A 14,720-nucleotide genomic window follows, 5' to 3' on the forward strand; every position below is an offset into this window, starting at 1 on the left:
CAGTGAATGGCAAGGATAGCAGGAATAGACTTACCTAGAGACAAAAGATCAGAAATTGGTTTAACTTATATCTTTGGTATAGGGAAATCAACTGCCCAAGAAATTTTAACTAAGGCTGGTATTGATTATGATACCAGAATCAAGGATTTGACAGAAGAAGAAGTAAGTAAACTGAGACAAATTATAGATAATGAATATACAGTTGAAGGTGATTTAAGAAGAGAAGTATCCTTAAACATCAAAAGATTAAAGGAAATTGGATGCTATAGAGGTATTCGCCATAGAAAAGGTCTTCCAGTTAGAGGACAAAGTACAAAAACTAATGCCAGAACACGTAAAGGCCCTAAGAGGGCTGTAGGACGTAAGAAGAAGTAAAAAGGGAGGTTAAATAATGGCAGCTAAAAAAGCGCGTAATACACGTAGAAAAAGACGTGAACGTAAAAATATAGAGCGAGGCCAAGCTCATATTCAATCAACTTTTAATAACACAATTATTACGATAAGTGATATGGCCGGAAATGCTGTTTCATGGTCTTCAGCAGGAAACTGCGGATTTAAAGGATCTAGAAAGTCAACACCTTTTGCTGCGCAAATGGCAGCTGAAGTTGCAGCAAAGGCAGCAATGGAGCATGGACTAAGAACTGTAGAAGTTTATGTGAAAGGGCCTGGTTCAGGAAGAGAAGCAGCTATTAGATCTCTTCAGGCAGCAGGATTAGAGATAAATTTAATTAAGGATGTTACACCAATACCACATAATGGTTGCAGGCCACCAAAACGTAGACGAGTATAAGAATAGAGTAGGAGGTGCATAAGGAAAATGGCTAGATATACAGGACCATCTTGTAGACTTTGTCGTAGAGAAGGAATGAAATTATACCTTAAAGGTGAAAGATGCTATACCGATAAATGTGCTATTTCCAGAAGAGGAAATGTACCGGGACAGCATGGTGCCAGAAGATCTAAGCTTTCAAACTACGGTCTTCAATTAAGAGAGAAACAAAAAGTAAAAAGATACTATGGTGTATTAGAAACACAATTTAGAAATTATTTTTCTATAGCTGAAAAGCAATCTGGAATTACAGGAGAAAACTTCTTAAGAATACTTGAAAGAAGATTAGATAATGTTGTTTATAGACTTGGATTTGCATCTTCAAGAAAGGAAGCAAGACAATTAGTAAGACATGGTCATTTTACATTAAATGGACATAAGGCAAATATACCTTCAATTCTTGTAGAGGTTGGAGATATTATATCTTTAAAGGAAAAAAGTGGTAAGTCCCAGAAGTTTAAAGAAATAAAGGAAAAGTCAGTGACAGTACCTAAATGGTTGGAAGCTGATGTAGAAAAATTAGAAGGTAAAATTGTGGCTATGCCAGTAAGAGAAGATATAGATTTACCTATAGAAGAACATCTAATTGTCGAGTTATATTCTAAATAAGAATAAATAGCTTTAATGTTATTTATATATAGAAGATACAATTAATATATTAGAATCAGTTACCCTCATAATAATATTAAATTAAGAGGGGTGAAAAATCGTGATTGAAATAGAAAAGCCAAAAATAGAATGTATAGATATAAATGATGACTTCACGTATGGGAAGTTTGTTGTAGAACCTTTGGAAAGGGGCTATGGAACAACATTAGGTAATAGTTTAAGAAGAATTCTTTTATCATCTCTTCCAGGTACAGCAGTAAAATGGATTAAAGTAGATGGAGTGTTACATGAGTTTTCAACAATACCTGGAGTTAAAGAAGATGTTATAGAAATCATATTAAATCTAAAAAACCTAGCTGCAAAAATACATTCTGATGAAGATGTAAAAGTAGTTAGAATTAATGCTCAGGGGCCAGGTAAAATTACTGCTGGAGACATTAAGGCTGATGCTGATGTAGAGATTTTAAACCCAGATCTTCATATAGCAACCCTTGAAGATGATGCTGATTTAAATATGGAATTAGGATTGTCTAAGGGAAGGGGTTATGTTTCAGCAGATAATAATAAAGAAGAAGGAATGCCAATAGGAGTTATACCAGTTGATTCAATATATACTCCCGTAAAAAAAGTGAACTATACTATTGAAAATACAAGGGTTGGACAGGTAACTGATTATGATAGGTTAACTTTGGAAGTTTGGACAGATGGAAGCATTAAACCTGATGAAGCAGCTTCATTAGGGGCTAAAATTATGAATGAGCATTTAAATTTATTTATTACACTAACTGACCATATTGATGATGTTGAAATAATGGTTGAAAAGGAAGAAGATAAGAAGGAAAAAGTTCTTGAGATGACAATAGAAGAATTAGATCTTTCTGTTCGTTCATATAATTGTTTAAAGCGTGCGGGTATAAATACAGTTGAAGAATTAACCCAGAGAACTGAAGAAGATATGATGAAGGTTCGTAATTTAGGTAAAAAATCACTGGAAGAAGTTAAACATAAATTAGCTGAATTATCACTTGGATTAAAACCTAGTGACGAATAGACTAGTGAAAAGGAGGGAGAGTTATGACTGCATATCGTAAATTAGGACGTCCTACAGATCATAGGAACTTGATGCTAAGAAACCTTGTTACAAGTCTATTAAAAAATGGGCGTATTCAGACTACAGAAACAAGAGCTAAAGAGACTCGCAAGATAGCAGAAAAAATGATAACACTTGCTAAAAGAGGCGACCTTCATGCAAGACGTCAAGTACTTGCTTATATGTTAGATGAGACTGTAGTTAAGAATTTATTCGATGAGATAGCACCTAAGTATGCGGAAAGAAACGGTGGATATACTAGAATTCTTAAGCTAGGACCTCGCAGAGGAGACGCTGCGCCAATGGCTATACTAGAATTATTAAATTAAAGAGTAAGGTTGGGATTAAGTTTGACTTAGTCCCTTTTTTATTAGAGTAAATAGACTTAAAGATAAAACTTTGGAGTATAATTTTAAAAATTGGGGTAAGAATATATCGATTAAGGTTTAGAAAATTATTTTTGTAAAATAATATAGCTTTTAACTGTTAATTAGAATTTATTACTTATTATCAAACTTCTTTCTTAATAAAAAATTTTTGATTTTAATGTCAATGAAGTTTATAATATAAAGATAAAAACAAAGTATGTGAGGTTAATAATATGTCAAACATGATTGAGACTAAGGAGCTAATATTTGAATATAAAAATAATGAAGGAGATAAGACTATAGCTGTTAAAAATCTTTCTTTAAAAATAAAAGAGGGTGAATTTGTAGTTATTATTGGACATAATGGTTCAGGAAAATCTACTTTAGCAAAACTTATGAATGCTATATTATTACCCAGTGGTGGAAAGGTATATGTAAATAATATGGATACCTTAGAAGAAGAGAAAATATGGGATATTAGGCAAAGGGCAGGTATGGTTTTTCAAAATCCAGATAATCAGATAGTAGCCACAATAGTTGAAGAGGATATTGCCTTCGGCCCTGAAAACTTAGGAATAAAACCAGAAGAAATTAGAAATAGAGTAAATGACACTCTAAAAGCTGTGGGTATAGAGAAACTTAGAAGAAAGCCCCCACATCTATTATCAGGAGGACAGAAGCAAAGAGTAGCTATAGCAGGAGTGTTGGCTATGAAACCTAAGTGTATTATATTTGATGAACCAACTGCCATGTTAGATCCTTCGGGCAGGAAAGAAGTTATGGATACAATACTTAAATTAAAAGAAGAAGGAATAACAATAATACACATTACTCATTTTATGGATGAAGCTGTAAATGCAGATAGAGTATTGGTAATGGATGATGGTAAAATTGCTTTAGAAGGAAGTCCAAAGCAAGTATTTTCTAGGGTAGAACAATTGAAAAAATTAGGACTTGACGTTCCAGGAGTTACTCTTTTATCTTATGAACTTAAAAAAGCAGGAATAGATATAGCAGGTGATATATTAACAGTAGATGAGATGGTGAGTAAATTATGTCAATTATTGTAAAAAATCTTATGCACGTGTATAATCCAAATAGTCCCTTTGAGACTGTAGCTCTTTCAGATATAAATTTTACTATTGAAGATGGAGAATTTGTAGGACTAATTGGACATACTGGAAGTGGGAAATCGACATTAATACAGCATTTAAATGGATTATTAAAGCCTACTAATGGAAAGATTTTTATAAACAACTTAGATATAAGTGATAAAAATGTAAAGCTAAGGGAAGTAAGAAAAAAAGTTGGACTGGTTTTTCAATATCCTGAGTATCAGATATTTGAAGAAACTATATATAAAGAGGTTGCCTTTGGACCATCTAATTTAGGATTGTCTGACTTAGAAATAGAAAGCAGAGTAAAAGAGGCTTTAAGAGTAGTGGGACTAAATTTTGAAGAAATTAAAGATAGATCTCCCTTTGAATTGAGTGGAGGACAAAGAAGAAGAATAGCTATAGCTGGAGTAATAGCTATGAAACCAGAAGTTCTTATATTAGATGAGCCAACAGCAGGATTGGATCCAATGGGACGCAAGGAGATATTAGATCAAATTAAAAAGTTACATTTAAAATATAAAATCACTGTTATATTAGTTTCTCACAGTATGGAAGATATAGCTAAACTAACAGATAAAATAATAGTAATGGATAAGGGAAAAATAACTTTAATAGGAACACCAAGAGAAATATTTATGAAGGCAGAAATTTTAGAAAAAATTGGTTTAGGTATTCCCCAAATAACTAGCTTAGTTAAAAAATTAAGAGAAAAGGGCATTAATATAAGAGAAGATATTCTAACTGTTGAAGAAGCAAAAAATGAAATTATTAATCTTGTGAGGGAAAAGAAAAATGCTTAGAGATATAACATTAGGACAATATTATCCTATAAATTCAATTATTCATAAATTAGACCCGAGGTTTAAAATATTGGGGTCATTTGCATATATAGTTGCTTTATTTATAATTAAAAATATAGAAGCCTATTTTGTTGTTATAGGATTTTTAGCCCTAACAATTATTTTAGCAAAGGTTCCTTTGAAATATATATTAAGGGGATTAAAACCAATATTTTTAATTATAATTTTGACCTTTGGAATCAATATATTTATGACACCTGGAGAGCCTTTGTATCAATTAGGTGTATTTAAAATAACTAAAGAAGGCATTAATATGGCAGTATTTATGGCCCTTAGACTTATATTTCTAATTATAGGAACGTCTTTACTCACACTTACTACCTCACCTATTGAGCTTACAGACGGTATAGAAAAAATATTAAATCCATTTAAAAGAATTGGGGTTCCAGCCCACGAATTGGCAATGATGATGACAATTGCCTTAAGATTTATTCCTACATTATTAGAGGAAACCGATAAAATCATGAAGGCACAAATGGCAAGAGGTGCTGATTTTGAAAGTGGAAATATAGTAAAAAGAGCTAAGAGCTTAATTCCTTTATTAGTACCTTTATTTATAGGAGCCTTTAGGCGAGCTGATGATTTAGCTATGGCCATGGAAGCCAGATGCTATAGAGGTGGAGAAAATAGAACTAGGATGAAGCAATTGAGATTCGAAGCTAGAGACTATATTGCAATAGTGATACTTATAGGATTCGTTATATCTATAGTTGCTATGAGATATGTTTTCTAATTATGAAAGTATAAGGTTTAAATTGCAATATCTACGAGGATGAAGATTAATGAAAAATATTAAGCTTGCAATTGCATACGATGGAACAAATTATAGTGGATGGCAGAGACAAAACAATGCTAGGACAGTGCAGTATGAAATAGAAAAAGCATTAAAGAAAATATTAAAAAAGGATATAACCCTTCATGGATCTGGAAGAACAGATGCAGGAGTACATGCTTTAGGGCAGGTTGCCAGTTTTGTAGAGGACTTTGCTCTACCTGTGGATAAAATACCTCTTGTGGTTAATAATTTGCTTCCTAAAGATATTGTTATAAGAAGTGCAGAAGAAATGAAAATGGACTTTCATGCAAGATACTGTGCTAAAGGCAAGAAGTATATATATAAAATATTTAATGATAGTATAAGAAATCCTATGTATAGAAATTATTCATATTTTATTAATGGTCATATAGACTTAAAAAAGATAATTGAAGCAAGTAAATATTTTATTGGTGAGCATGATTTTAGAACATTCATGGCGTCAGGAAGCAATATAAAAAACACAATAAGGACAATTTATGATATAAATATATATAAAAAAGATAAATTCATAATTTTAGAATATGAAGGAAATGGATTTTTATATAAAATGGTTAGAATAATTACAGCCACATTGATGGATATCAATTTTAATAGAATAGGCATAGAAAATTTAAATAGTATTATAAAATCTAAGGATAGAAATAAGGCTAGGCATACTGCACCTGCTCAAGGATTATATTTGGCCAGGGTTTATTATTAAACATAAAATATACCTTGACACACACGGCTCCATGTATTAAAATATAAGTTGGTTTAAATAGTCTTTTAAAAAATCCACTAGCCCCGGATTTTTAAGATAAATATAAATATTTAATATTCGGATTTGCAGGATAGGAGGGAAACTGATGAAATCATACGTAGCTAAACCACAAGAGGTTGAAAGAAAATGGTATGTAGTTGACGCAGAAGGTAAAACTCTAGGTAGACTTGCAACACAAGTTGCTACTATATTGAGAGGAAAGCATAAACCAACCTTTACACCCCATGTTGATACAGGTGATTTTGTAATAATTTTAAATGCAGAAAAGGTTAAATTAACCGGGAAAAAGTTAGACCAAAAGATGTATAGATGGCATACTGGATATCCTGGTGGTCTTAAAGAAAGAACATACAGAGAGATGATTAATAACAAACCTGAAAAAGTTGTTTTCAGTGCTGTAAAGGGAATGCTTCCAAAGAATAAATTAGGAAGACAGATGATTAAAAAGCTAAGAGTATATAGAGGACCAGAGCACGGACATCAAGCTCAACAACCGGAAATTCTTGATATATAGTGATTGCAAGAGGAGGGAAGATTTATGGCTAAAGTACAATATTATGGTACAGGAAGAAGAAAAAAATCCATAGCTAGAGTAAGATTAGTACCTGGTAATGGAAAAGTGACTGTAAATGGAAGAGAATTAGATAATTACTTTGATTATGAAACTTTAAAAAGAGAAGTAAAAAGACCTTTAGTTATGACAGAAACAGACAGTAAGTTTGATGTAATTGCTACTGTCTATGGTGGAGGATTTACTGGACAGGCAGGAGCATTAAGACATGGTATATCTAGGGCTTTGCTTAAAGCGGATGGAGAACATAGACCAGTGCTTAAAAAAGCTGGATTTTTAACTAGAGATCAAAGAATGAAGGAAAGAAAGAAATATGGTTTAAAGAAAGCAAGAAGAGCTCCTCAATTTTCAAAAAGATAGTTTTTATCATCATAATGTATTTAGAAAGGTATCGTATGATTATACGGTATCTTTTTTATTTTTTAAAATATAATTTTTTCAATATATAGATATTCCAGCAAAACACCCTAGAAACATCGGATATTTTGATACGCATAAATTTTGCTATGGGAAATTCATATTATTTGTTTTGATAAAAGTATTAAAGCCCTATTAAAGTCATATATATAAATAAGCTTTAGTATTTTATATATAGTGAAACCAATTCAAAGGTAAATTTATAATACTTTGGAGTTGATTATCTTTAATAGGGGGAGATACAATATGAAGATTATAATATTGAAGAAAAAATGGATTATATGGACTATGATAATAGCAATAATTTTAATGGGAATGATTTTAGCATATTTACTTAATAAAACCACTAAAGTGGTCTCCCTACCTACATTAAGAAAAGTAATAATTATTGATCCTGGCCATGGTGGAATAGATGGTGGCATGGTAGGTATAACGACTGGGGTATATGAGAGTCAAATAAACCTAGAGATATCAAATAAGGTCAGGAAGTATTTAGAAGAAAGTGGCAGCCTAGTGCTAATGACTAGAGATCAAGATGTAGGGCTTTACACTGAAGAAGGATCTGTTAGAAAGAAGAAAAATGAAGATTTAAGAAATAGAAAAAGGCTTTTTGATGAAAGTAGTGCAGATATTGTAATAAGCATACATTCAAATAGTTTTACCCAATCAAAATACTATGGAGCGCAATCCTTTTATAATCCCAATTGTGAAGACAGTAAACTTATAGCTGAGCTTATACAAGAGGAATTAGTAAGAGTACTAGATAATGGTAATACTAGAAAAGCAAAAGCTAAAAAAGATGTTTATATACTGAAGAATGTAAAAATTCCTACTGTAATTGTAGAATGTGGTTTTTTATCAAATCCTAAGGAAGAAAGGCTTCTCAACGATCCAGATTATCAGGAAAAAATTGCATGGAGTATTTATGTAGGCGTATTAAAATATTTTGATAGAGTAAACATATAAAATATTGAATAGGTAATTAAAAGATATAAACAAAATTGTGGATAACCTGTGGATGGATTTTATGACAATCCTTTCAAGGTTAGTTGTAGCCTAGTGTATAAGTGATAAAATATATCCACAAAGTTATCCATAAATAATATATCCAATAATATGGATATGTGGACAAGCTCTAGAAAAAACAAATTAATTAATAGTAGTTAATAAATATAGTATATATAATAAAAAATATATACTATATATAAGAAAAAGAATCCACATGTAATTATTGGACTATGAATAAACTTGTGGAAAGTTCATCCACAACAAAAAAACATCCCTTAGGGATGTTTATGTAGAGAATTTTTTATAATGCATTTGAGCATTTTCAGGTTGGACAAAATGACCTTTTATACCATTTAATTCTTTAAGTAAATTACGTTCACACTTAGGACAATATTCATGGTATCTAGATAGAATTAACCTTCCACAACGTTTGCAGCTAACATTTACCTCTTCTGCATCTATTTCAATTAATCTTCCTTCTTTAATAAAATTTTTTATAATAACATGGTCAATTCCAGTATACTCCGATACTTCAAATGCTGTTGACATGGGATATTCTCTTAAGTATTCTCGTATTTTATCAAAAATTTTTTCATAAACTTCATAGCAAATATCACAATAGTCCCTTATAGTATTATCGGGGATTGGTTTTTTACATCTTAAACATTCCTTCATTCAATATCCTCCCCATTCTTTTATAAAAATTATATCATAGACTAGTTAACTATATTATATAAAAAAGTTATAAACAAAATATTAGTACAAAAGAACTATGTAATTATTATAAGTATATATGTATTTGGAAATATATTACCTTTATGGAACATTACTTATAAGGAAAACATATATTAAAATTATGAGGATTGAAAATAATCAATATAAAATTAAGGAGTTGACCTTATGTGTGGTATAGCAGGATGGATAGATAGTAAAAGAAATATAAGCAGCCAAATTAAGGTAGTAGAAGATATGGTGAGAAGCTTATATAATAGGGGGCCTGACAATCTCGGAATATACAGATCAAAAAATGTTCTATTTGGACATAGACGATTAATTGTAGTAGATCCTGAAGGTGGTATTCAACCTATGACAATAAAAATAGAAGACAGAGAATATGTAATTGTATATAATGGAGAATTATATAATACCGATGAAATTAGAAATAGGCTGATAGATAAAGGTCATAGGTTTAAATCCTATTCCGATACTGAAGTACTTTTAACATCATATATAGAATGGGGAGAAGATTGTCTGAAGTATATAAATGGAATTTTTGCTTTTTGCATATGGGATGAAAAGAATAGAAAAGCGTTTTTAGCAAGGGATCCACTAGGGGTAAAGCCTTTATTTTATACCCATAAAGGTAATTCATTTGTATTTGCTTCAGAGATAAAGGCTTTATTAAAGCATCCAGAAATAAGTCCTATTGTTGATGAAGTGGGTTTACTTGAAATATTTGGACTAGGGCCTGCAAGGTCATTAGGAAGTGGAGTATTCAAAGATATTAAAGAAATTCCTCCAGCTCATAGTATAATTTATGATCCTAAGGGAATAAAGATAAGAAAGTATTGGGAGCTTGAAGCCAAACCCCATTTAGAGAATATGGAGACTACAATAGAAAGAGTAAGAGAATTAGTAGTAGATTCTATTGAAAGGCAATCAATATCTGATGTACCAGTATGTACATTTTTGTCTGGTGGGTTAGACTCAAGTGCAATATCTGCAATTGTGGCAGAGAAATTTAAAAGGCAAGAAAAAGGGCAGTTAAATACATTCTCAATTAATTATGAAGAAAATGAAAAATATTTTAAACCCAATGAATTTCAACCTGATTCTGATGAATATTGGGTGAAAAAAGTAGAGAGTTATATAGGAAGCAATCATCAAAGTATTATCCTAAATAATACAGATCTTGCTAAGGCGTTAAAAAATGCAGTTTTAGCGAGAGATTTGCCAGGAATGGGTGATATAGATTCGTCATTATACCTTTTCTGTAAAGAAGTAAAGAAAAAAGCCACAGTAGCTCTTTCAGGAGAATGTGCAGATGAAGTATTTGGTGGCTATCCATGGTATACAAGAAAAGAAGATTTAAAAATAAATGCATTTCCATGGTCGAAATCAATAAAAGAAAGAAAAAAAATATTAGCTGAGGATTTAAAAAAATTACCTCTAGAGGAGTTTGTGAAATCTAAATATGAAGAAACAATAAAAGAGGTTCCAAAGCTTAAGGGAGAATCAAAAGAAGATGAAAGAATGAGAGAATTGTTTTATTTGAATATCAAGTGGTTTATGGTAACATTGCTAAACAGAAAAGATCGTATGAGTATGGCTAATAGTTTAGAAGTGAGGGTACCATTTGCTGATTATAGAATCGTAGAGTATGCTTATAATATTCCAGCCTATATGAAACTATGTGATAATCGAGAAAAAGGTTTACTAAGAAGAGCGTTGAGAGGAATTTTACCCGATGACATAATATATAGGAAAAAAAACCCATTTCCAAAAACTCATAATCCACAGTATACTATAGAAGTACAGAAAATCATAAAAAATATTCTAAAAAATAAAAATAATTCCATATTACAATTGGTTGATAAAAAAGAAATTAAAAGAATTATAGATACAGAAGGAAAAGATTTTAAAAAACCTTGGTTTGGACAATTGATGACGGGACCACAGGTAATAGCTTATCTAATACAATTGGATTATTGGCTTAAAGAATATAAAGTAATATTAAAATAGTATAATTAATAAAAAAATGACAAAACATAAAGGGGTTTGGAAACTTTTGGAGAAGAATATAAAATGAGATAATTGTATAATATATAGATATTTTTCCAATAATTTTAAGGATTTAGAAAAATTATCTTAACCAAGGAGAATTATACAATATACTCAATTATCAAAATAGTAGAGGGGTATTTATTAGATTCAATTTTATGTACTTAAATATAGATATACACTTGTAAAGTTTATACGAATATTCTCTTTTTTAAACTTTATTATAGATAAACAACATTAAGACTCAAAATAAATTTGAAAGAAAATATGAATACTTCTGCATTTCTTATTTCAAATTTATTAAATCTAAAAGTTGTTTATCTTTAGTGTACATCTATAAATGCCTGAACTTATCTATATAATTTAATTATGTTAAGAAATGTAGGAATAGAGGAGGGGTTACATGCTAAAAAATTTAAAGATTTCTAAAAAAATGGTTTTGGGATTTACATTTATAATACTTCTTACTTGTTTAGTTAATTTATATGGAATAAATAGTATGAATGAACTACAAAAACTAACTGTTAGAATGTATGATGAACCATTTACAGTTACAAAAGCAGTGGATGAAGCAAATATAAATGTATTAAAAATAATGAATGAAATGAAATCTATAGCACTGGAAGATTCTCTTCAAATACAATCTTATCTTAAAAAAATAGAGAGATATGATTCAACAATACATAAAAATTTTAAATTAATCTACGATAATATTTCAAGCTCTAAATCTACAGGATATAAAGAAATCGTTGATAAGGCTTATAATTCTTATAAAGCATGGATTCCCATAAGGGAAGAATATATTGAACTTATTAAAGATGGAAAAAAAGATGAAGCAGCATTTCTTGAAAAAAGTAAAGTTACTTACTATATTGGAATAATTAATAATAGTATGAATACCCTTACAGAGATGGCCAATAATTCTGCAGATAGTTTTTATGAAAGTGCTGTTAAAAACAGTAAGCAGTATATTAGTAATATTGTAATAACCTTAGCAGGAGTATTTATTATAGCTTTTATAATAGCTTTAATTATAACTAGAGGAATAACTAAACCTATGAGTAATATTTCTAAGAAATTAAATATAATATTATCTAATGAAGGCAATGTAATTGATTTAACACAAAATATTAATATGAAAACGAAAGATGAAGTAGGACAACTGTCAAAAGGAATAGATTGGTTTATAACTAAAATTAGGCAGTTGGTTTCTCAAGTTGCAAATGATTCAAGGGTTTTATCACAATCATCAAATCAAGTTTCAATAGTAATGGAACAAGCAAACCAAGGGATAGAAAGCATATCTAAAGAAATAAATGAAATATCCTGTGGACTTCAAAATAATGCTAATGCCGTAAATGAATCGGTAAAAGGTATTGATGAAATGAATAAAAGCTCTCAATTTATATCTCAAGAGTCGGAGAAGGCTTTTAACAATATAAAAAACATATTAAAGTTTACTAAGATAGGAGGAGAAAGTATAAGCGAAGCAGTTAAAGCTATAAATGTTATAAAAAACTATTCCAAAAACACTAATAAAATTGTTGGAGATTTGAAAATTTCATCAGAACAAATAGGAGAAATAATTTTCTTTATTACTGATATATCAGAACAGACTAATTTACTTGCTTTGAATGCAGCAATTGAAGCGGCTAGAGCTGGAGAGCATGGAAAGGGATTTGCAATAGTTGCAAAGGAAGTCAGAAAGTTAGCTGAAGAAAGTAAAGAATCTGCTGAGAAAATTAAATCATTAATTAATAAGATTCAAAATAAGGTACAGGAGGCTGACATTACTATCAAGCAAGAAGCATCCCTTGTGGATGAAACTGTAGAAAAAGGTATAGAGATAAATAGTCAATTTGAAAATATTCTTACATCAATAGAGAATATAACAAAACAAATTGAAAAAATTTCAAATTTATCTAAAGATCAAAATGAGATTTCTTTAAATATGAAAAATTCAGTAGATGACATTTCCAAGAATACATCTAATAATGCAAGTGGAATACAGCAAATTAATGCAGTTTTGGAAGAACAAATGAGCTCATTAGAGGAGATTGGAGCAAGTATGGAAGAGTTAAATAGCATGGCTGCTGTATTAAAACAACAGACAGACAAGTTTAAAGTTAGCTAAAGGGTATATGGATAAAAATGATGTTTTATATTATACCTAAAGAAATTGATAAATGGTATTAAAATTATCAATCTCGTTAGGTATTTATTATAAATTATGAAATTAGAAATATGATGTATTAGGATATGCACATGTTATTAAACCACATGCAAGTCTTTTCCCAGCGTTGCCAGCGGGTTGACTTCTATAATCATCTGGATTTTCATGAATAATGATAGATTTTCCTATTATATCATCAGGCCTAAATCTATTAGTAAAGAAGGACATGATTGCTTTTCCATTGTTTGAGAATAATACAGGGAAATCTCCTGGATGATTACCATGGGGCTGATTATTAGGATTCCAGTGTCCTCCAGCATCTTTAAATGGGTCTTCATAAGAGCCTATTGAACAGTTTCCAAATTCATGAATATGAAATCCATGGGGACCTATTGGGGGAGTTCCGTCTTGTGATGGCCTATAATTAGGAAGGCCGGTAATATTTACGTATACCATTGTACCCCCAATAACTTCTTTAAAAACCACTACCCCCCTTAAATTAGGGGCAAGAGGACCTCCTTTTATATAAGAAATAGCCGTTGAACACCTTGTGTTCATTTACATCACCTCAAAATTAATACTTTATATTATTATATGCATTAATAATATATCCGTTAATAGTTCTATTATTAATAATAGACTAGTTTAAAATATATATTGTAATGATTACAACAAATTTAAATTAGAATATGAGTTAATAGATATTTTAAAAATTTACGTCTTGACAAATTACTGAACAGGGAGTAAAATATATAAGGTGATTTACTGGTTTTTCTTTTATTTATTAGAAAAATATATTTGTTTTAAATTACCAGTAGACAAAGTAAAAAAAATGTGATAGTATATAATATGTTGCTGAAAAAAACAAAAAGTATTCCAGAGTAGCTCAATGGTGGAGCACCCGGCTGTTAACCGGTAGGCTGTGAGTTCGAATCTCACCTCTGGAGCCAAAGAAGCCGGGGTGGCGGAACTGGCAGACGCACAGGACTTAAAATCCTGCGGTCCTTATAAGACCGTACCGGTTCGATTCCGGTCTCCGGCACCATGAAAAAATAGTTAAGAATTAACAATTAATAGTTAATAATGATCAGGGTCAATTCTTTAGAGACCTCAAAAACGATCTAAAATAACTCTTAACTCATAATTATTAATTTTATTATCATCGCGGGGTGGAGCAGCTGGCAGCTCGTCGGGCTCATAACCCGGAGGTCGCAGGTTCAAATCCTGTCCCCGCAACCATTTTGGCCCCTTGGTCAAGCGGTTAAGACACCGCCCTTTCACGGCGGTAACAGGGGTTCGAGTCCCCTAGGGGTCACCAA

16 protein-coding genes and 4 tRNA genes are annotated in these 14,720 nt (G+C 30.8%); 18 read left to right on the forward strand and 2 right to left on the reverse strand.

Translation table 11 applies throughout. The features are described 5' to 3' along the window. The first annotated feature begins 6 nt into the window (after positions 1-6). The 12 genes from rpsM to cwlD all read left to right on the forward strand — a co-directional run bounded on the left by rpsM (position 7) and on the right by cwlD (position 8,405). On the forward strand, positions 7-375 hold the full coding sequence (gene rpsM / locus B5X81_RS00145) for a 30S ribosomal protein S13 (RefSeq protein ID WP_079488442.1): 369 nt from the start codon (positions 7-9) through the stop codon (positions 373-375). 16 nt (positions 376-391) lie between these two features. After that, complete coding sequence (gene rpsK / locus B5X81_RS00150) at positions 392-790, forward strand: 30S ribosomal protein S11 (protein ID WP_079488444.1); 399 nt, start codon at positions 392-394, stop codon at positions 788-790. 27 nt (positions 791-817) lie between these two features. After that, the gene (gene rpsD, locus B5X81_RS00155) at positions 818-1,438 is read left to right on the forward strand and encodes a 30S ribosomal protein S4 (RefSeq protein ID WP_079488445.1); all 621 of its coding nucleotides are present in this window, start codon (positions 818-820) and stop codon (positions 1,436-1,438) included. Between the two features lie 100 nt (positions 1,439-1,538). Beyond that, a complete protein-coding gene (locus B5X81_RS00160) occupies positions 1,539-2,489 on the forward strand; it encodes a DNA-directed RNA polymerase subunit alpha (RefSeq protein ID WP_079488447.1) in 951 nt (316 codons plus the stop codon). Between the two features lie 23 nt (positions 2,490-2,512). Continuing rightward, positions 2,513-2,857, forward strand: coding sequence for a 50S ribosomal protein L17 (gene rplQ / locus B5X81_RS00165; protein ID WP_079488448.1), 345 nt, complete (start codon positions 2,513-2,515; stop codon positions 2,855-2,857). A 272-nt stretch (positions 2,858-3,129) separates the two neighbouring features. Next, complete coding sequence (locus tag B5X81_RS00170) at positions 3,130-3,966, forward strand: energy-coupling factor transporter ATPase (protein ID WP_079488450.1); 837 nt, start codon at positions 3,130-3,132, stop codon at positions 3,964-3,966. Further along, positions 3,951-4,814, forward strand: coding sequence for an energy-coupling factor transporter ATPase (locus B5X81_RS00175; protein ID WP_079488451.1), 864 nt, complete (start codon positions 3,951-3,953; stop codon positions 4,812-4,814). The genes B5X81_RS00170 and B5X81_RS00175 overlap by 16 nt, the downstream gene beginning before the upstream one ends. After that, positions 4,807-5,607 carry an energy-coupling factor transporter transmembrane component T family protein gene (locus B5X81_RS00180; protein WP_079488453.1) on the forward strand — a complete coding sequence of 267 codons (801 nt, stop codon included), beginning with the start codon at positions 4,807-4,809 and terminating at the stop codon, positions 5,605-5,607. The genes B5X81_RS00175 and B5X81_RS00180 overlap by 8 nt, the downstream gene beginning before the upstream one ends. Positions 5,608-5,656: 49 nt before the next feature. Continuing rightward, the gene (gene truA / locus B5X81_RS00185; protein WP_079488454.1) at positions 5,657-6,391 is read left to right on the forward strand and encodes a tRNA pseudouridine(38-40) synthase TruA; all 735 of its coding nucleotides are present in this window, start codon (positions 5,657-5,659) and stop codon (positions 6,389-6,391) included. Positions 6,392-6,536: 145 nt separating this feature from the next. Next, on the forward strand, positions 6,537-6,965 hold the full coding sequence (rplM, locus tag B5X81_RS00190) for a 50S ribosomal protein L13 (RefSeq protein ID WP_079488456.1): 429 nt from the start codon (positions 6,537-6,539) through the stop codon (positions 6,963-6,965). A 24-nt stretch (positions 6,966-6,989) separates the two neighbouring features. Beyond that, a complete protein-coding gene (rpsI, locus tag B5X81_RS00195) occupies positions 6,990-7,382 on the forward strand; it encodes a 30S ribosomal protein S9 (RefSeq protein WP_079488457.1) in 393 nt (130 codons plus the stop codon). A gap of 303 nt (positions 7,383-7,685) precedes the next feature. Then, positions 7,686-8,405: an N-acetylmuramoyl-L-alanine amidase CwlD gene (gene cwlD / locus B5X81_RS00200; protein WP_208984952.1), complete on the forward strand. Its 720-nt coding sequence runs from the start codon at positions 7,686-7,688 to the stop codon at positions 8,403-8,405. Positions 8,406-8,732: 327 nt separating this feature from the next. Here cwlD and B5X81_RS00205 read toward each other — a convergent pair whose 3' ends face one another. Beyond that, on the reverse strand, positions 8,733-9,122 hold the full coding sequence (locus B5X81_RS00205) for a hypothetical protein (protein ID WP_079488459.1): 390 nt from the start codon (positions 9,120-9,122) through the stop codon (positions 8,733-8,735). A 225-nt stretch (positions 9,123-9,347) separates the two neighbouring features. Between B5X81_RS00205 and asnB the strand changes: the two genes are divergently transcribed. Beyond that, positions 9,348-11,189 carry an asparagine synthase (glutamine-hydrolyzing) gene (gene asnB, locus B5X81_RS00210; protein ID WP_079488460.1) on the forward strand — a complete coding sequence of 614 codons (1,842 nt, stop codon included), beginning with the start codon at positions 9,348-9,350 and terminating at the stop codon, positions 11,187-11,189. 442 nt (positions 11,190-11,631) lie between these two features. Beyond that, positions 11,632-13,362, forward strand: coding sequence for a methyl-accepting chemotaxis protein (locus B5X81_RS00215; protein WP_079488462.1), 1,731 nt, complete (start codon positions 11,632-11,634; stop codon positions 13,360-13,362). Between the two features lie 102 nt (positions 13,363-13,464). Here B5X81_RS00215 and B5X81_RS00220 read toward each other — a convergent pair whose 3' ends face one another. Next, on the reverse strand, positions 13,465-13,959 hold the full coding sequence (locus B5X81_RS00220) for a superoxide dismutase family protein (protein WP_079488463.1): 495 nt from the start codon (positions 13,957-13,959) through the stop codon (positions 13,465-13,467). A 317-nt stretch (positions 13,960-14,276) separates the two neighbouring features. Here B5X81_RS00220 and B5X81_RS00225 point away from each other — a divergent pair. From B5X81_RS00225 to B5X81_RS00240, 4 genes are all read left to right on the forward strand, one after another. Further along, positions 14,277-14,351, forward strand: a tRNA-Asn gene (locus tag B5X81_RS00225). Positions 14,352-14,356: 5 nt separating this feature from the next. Continuing rightward, positions 14,357-14,446 (forward strand) — tRNA-Leu (locus tag B5X81_RS00230). A gap of 118 nt (positions 14,447-14,564) precedes the next feature. Beyond that, positions 14,565-14,640, forward strand: a tRNA-Met gene (locus B5X81_RS00235). Between the two features lie 4 nt (positions 14,641-14,644). Next, positions 14,645-14,719, forward strand: a tRNA-Glu gene (locus tag B5X81_RS00240). Position 14,720 lies beyond the last annotated feature (1 nt).

It is taken from the genome of Maledivibacter halophilus, assembly GCF_900167445.1.
Taxonomy (GTDB): Bacteria; Bacillota; Clostridia; order Peptostreptococcales; family Caminicellaceae; genus Maledivibacter; species Maledivibacter halophilus.

Excerpts from the sequence above, each read along its gene's own strand:
- rpsM (WP_079488442.1), top strand. The coding sequence starts at position 7 with ATGGCAAGGATAGCAGGAATAGACTTACCTAGAGACAAAAGATCAGAA.
- rpsK (WP_079488444.1), top strand. The coding sequence starts at position 392 with ATGGCAGCTAAAAAAGCGCGTAATACACGTAGAAAAAGACGTGAACGT.
- rpsD (WP_079488445.1), top strand. The coding sequence starts at position 818 with ATGGCTAGATATACAGGACCATCTTGTAGACTTTGTCGTAGAGAAGGA.
- rplQ (WP_079488448.1), top strand. The coding sequence starts at position 2,513 with ATGACTGCATATCGTAAATTAGGACGTCCTACAGATCATAGGAACTTG.
- B5X81_RS00170 (WP_079488450.1), top strand. The coding sequence starts at position 3,130 with ATGTCAAACATGATTGAGACTAAGGAGCTAATATTTGAATATAAAAAT.
- B5X81_RS00175 (WP_079488451.1), top strand. The coding sequence starts at position 3,951 with ATGTCAATTATTGTAAAAAATCTTATGCACGTGTATAATCCAAATAGT.
- B5X81_RS00180 (WP_079488453.1), top strand. The coding sequence starts at position 4,807 with ATGCTTAGAGATATAACATTAGGACAATATTATCCTATAAATTCAATT.
- truA (WP_079488454.1), top strand. The coding sequence starts at position 5,657 with ATGAAAAATATTAAGCTTGCAATTGCATACGATGGAACAAATTATAGT.
- rplM (WP_079488456.1), top strand. The coding sequence starts at position 6,537 with ATGAAATCATACGTAGCTAAACCACAAGAGGTTGAAAGAAAATGGTAT.
- rpsI (WP_079488457.1), top strand. The coding sequence starts at position 6,990 with ATGGCTAAAGTACAATATTATGGTACAGGAAGAAGAAAAAAATCCATA.
- cwlD (WP_208984952.1), top strand. The coding sequence starts at position 7,686 with ATGAAGATTATAATATTGAAGAAAAAATGGATTATATGGACTATGATA.
- B5X81_RS00205 (WP_079488459.1), bottom strand. The coding sequence starts at position 9,122 with ATGAAGGAATGTTTAAGATGTAAAAAACCAATCCCCGATAATACTATA.
- asnB (WP_079488460.1), top strand. The coding sequence starts at position 9,348 with ATGTGTGGTATAGCAGGATGGATAGATAGTAAAAGAAATATAAGCAGC.
- B5X81_RS00215 (WP_079488462.1), top strand. The coding sequence starts at position 11,632 with ATGCTAAAAAATTTAAAGATTTCTAAAAAAATGGTTTTGGGATTTACA.
- B5X81_RS00220 (WP_079488463.1), bottom strand. The coding sequence starts at position 13,959 with ATGAACACAAGGTGTTCAACGGCTATTTCTTATATAAAAGGAGGTCCT.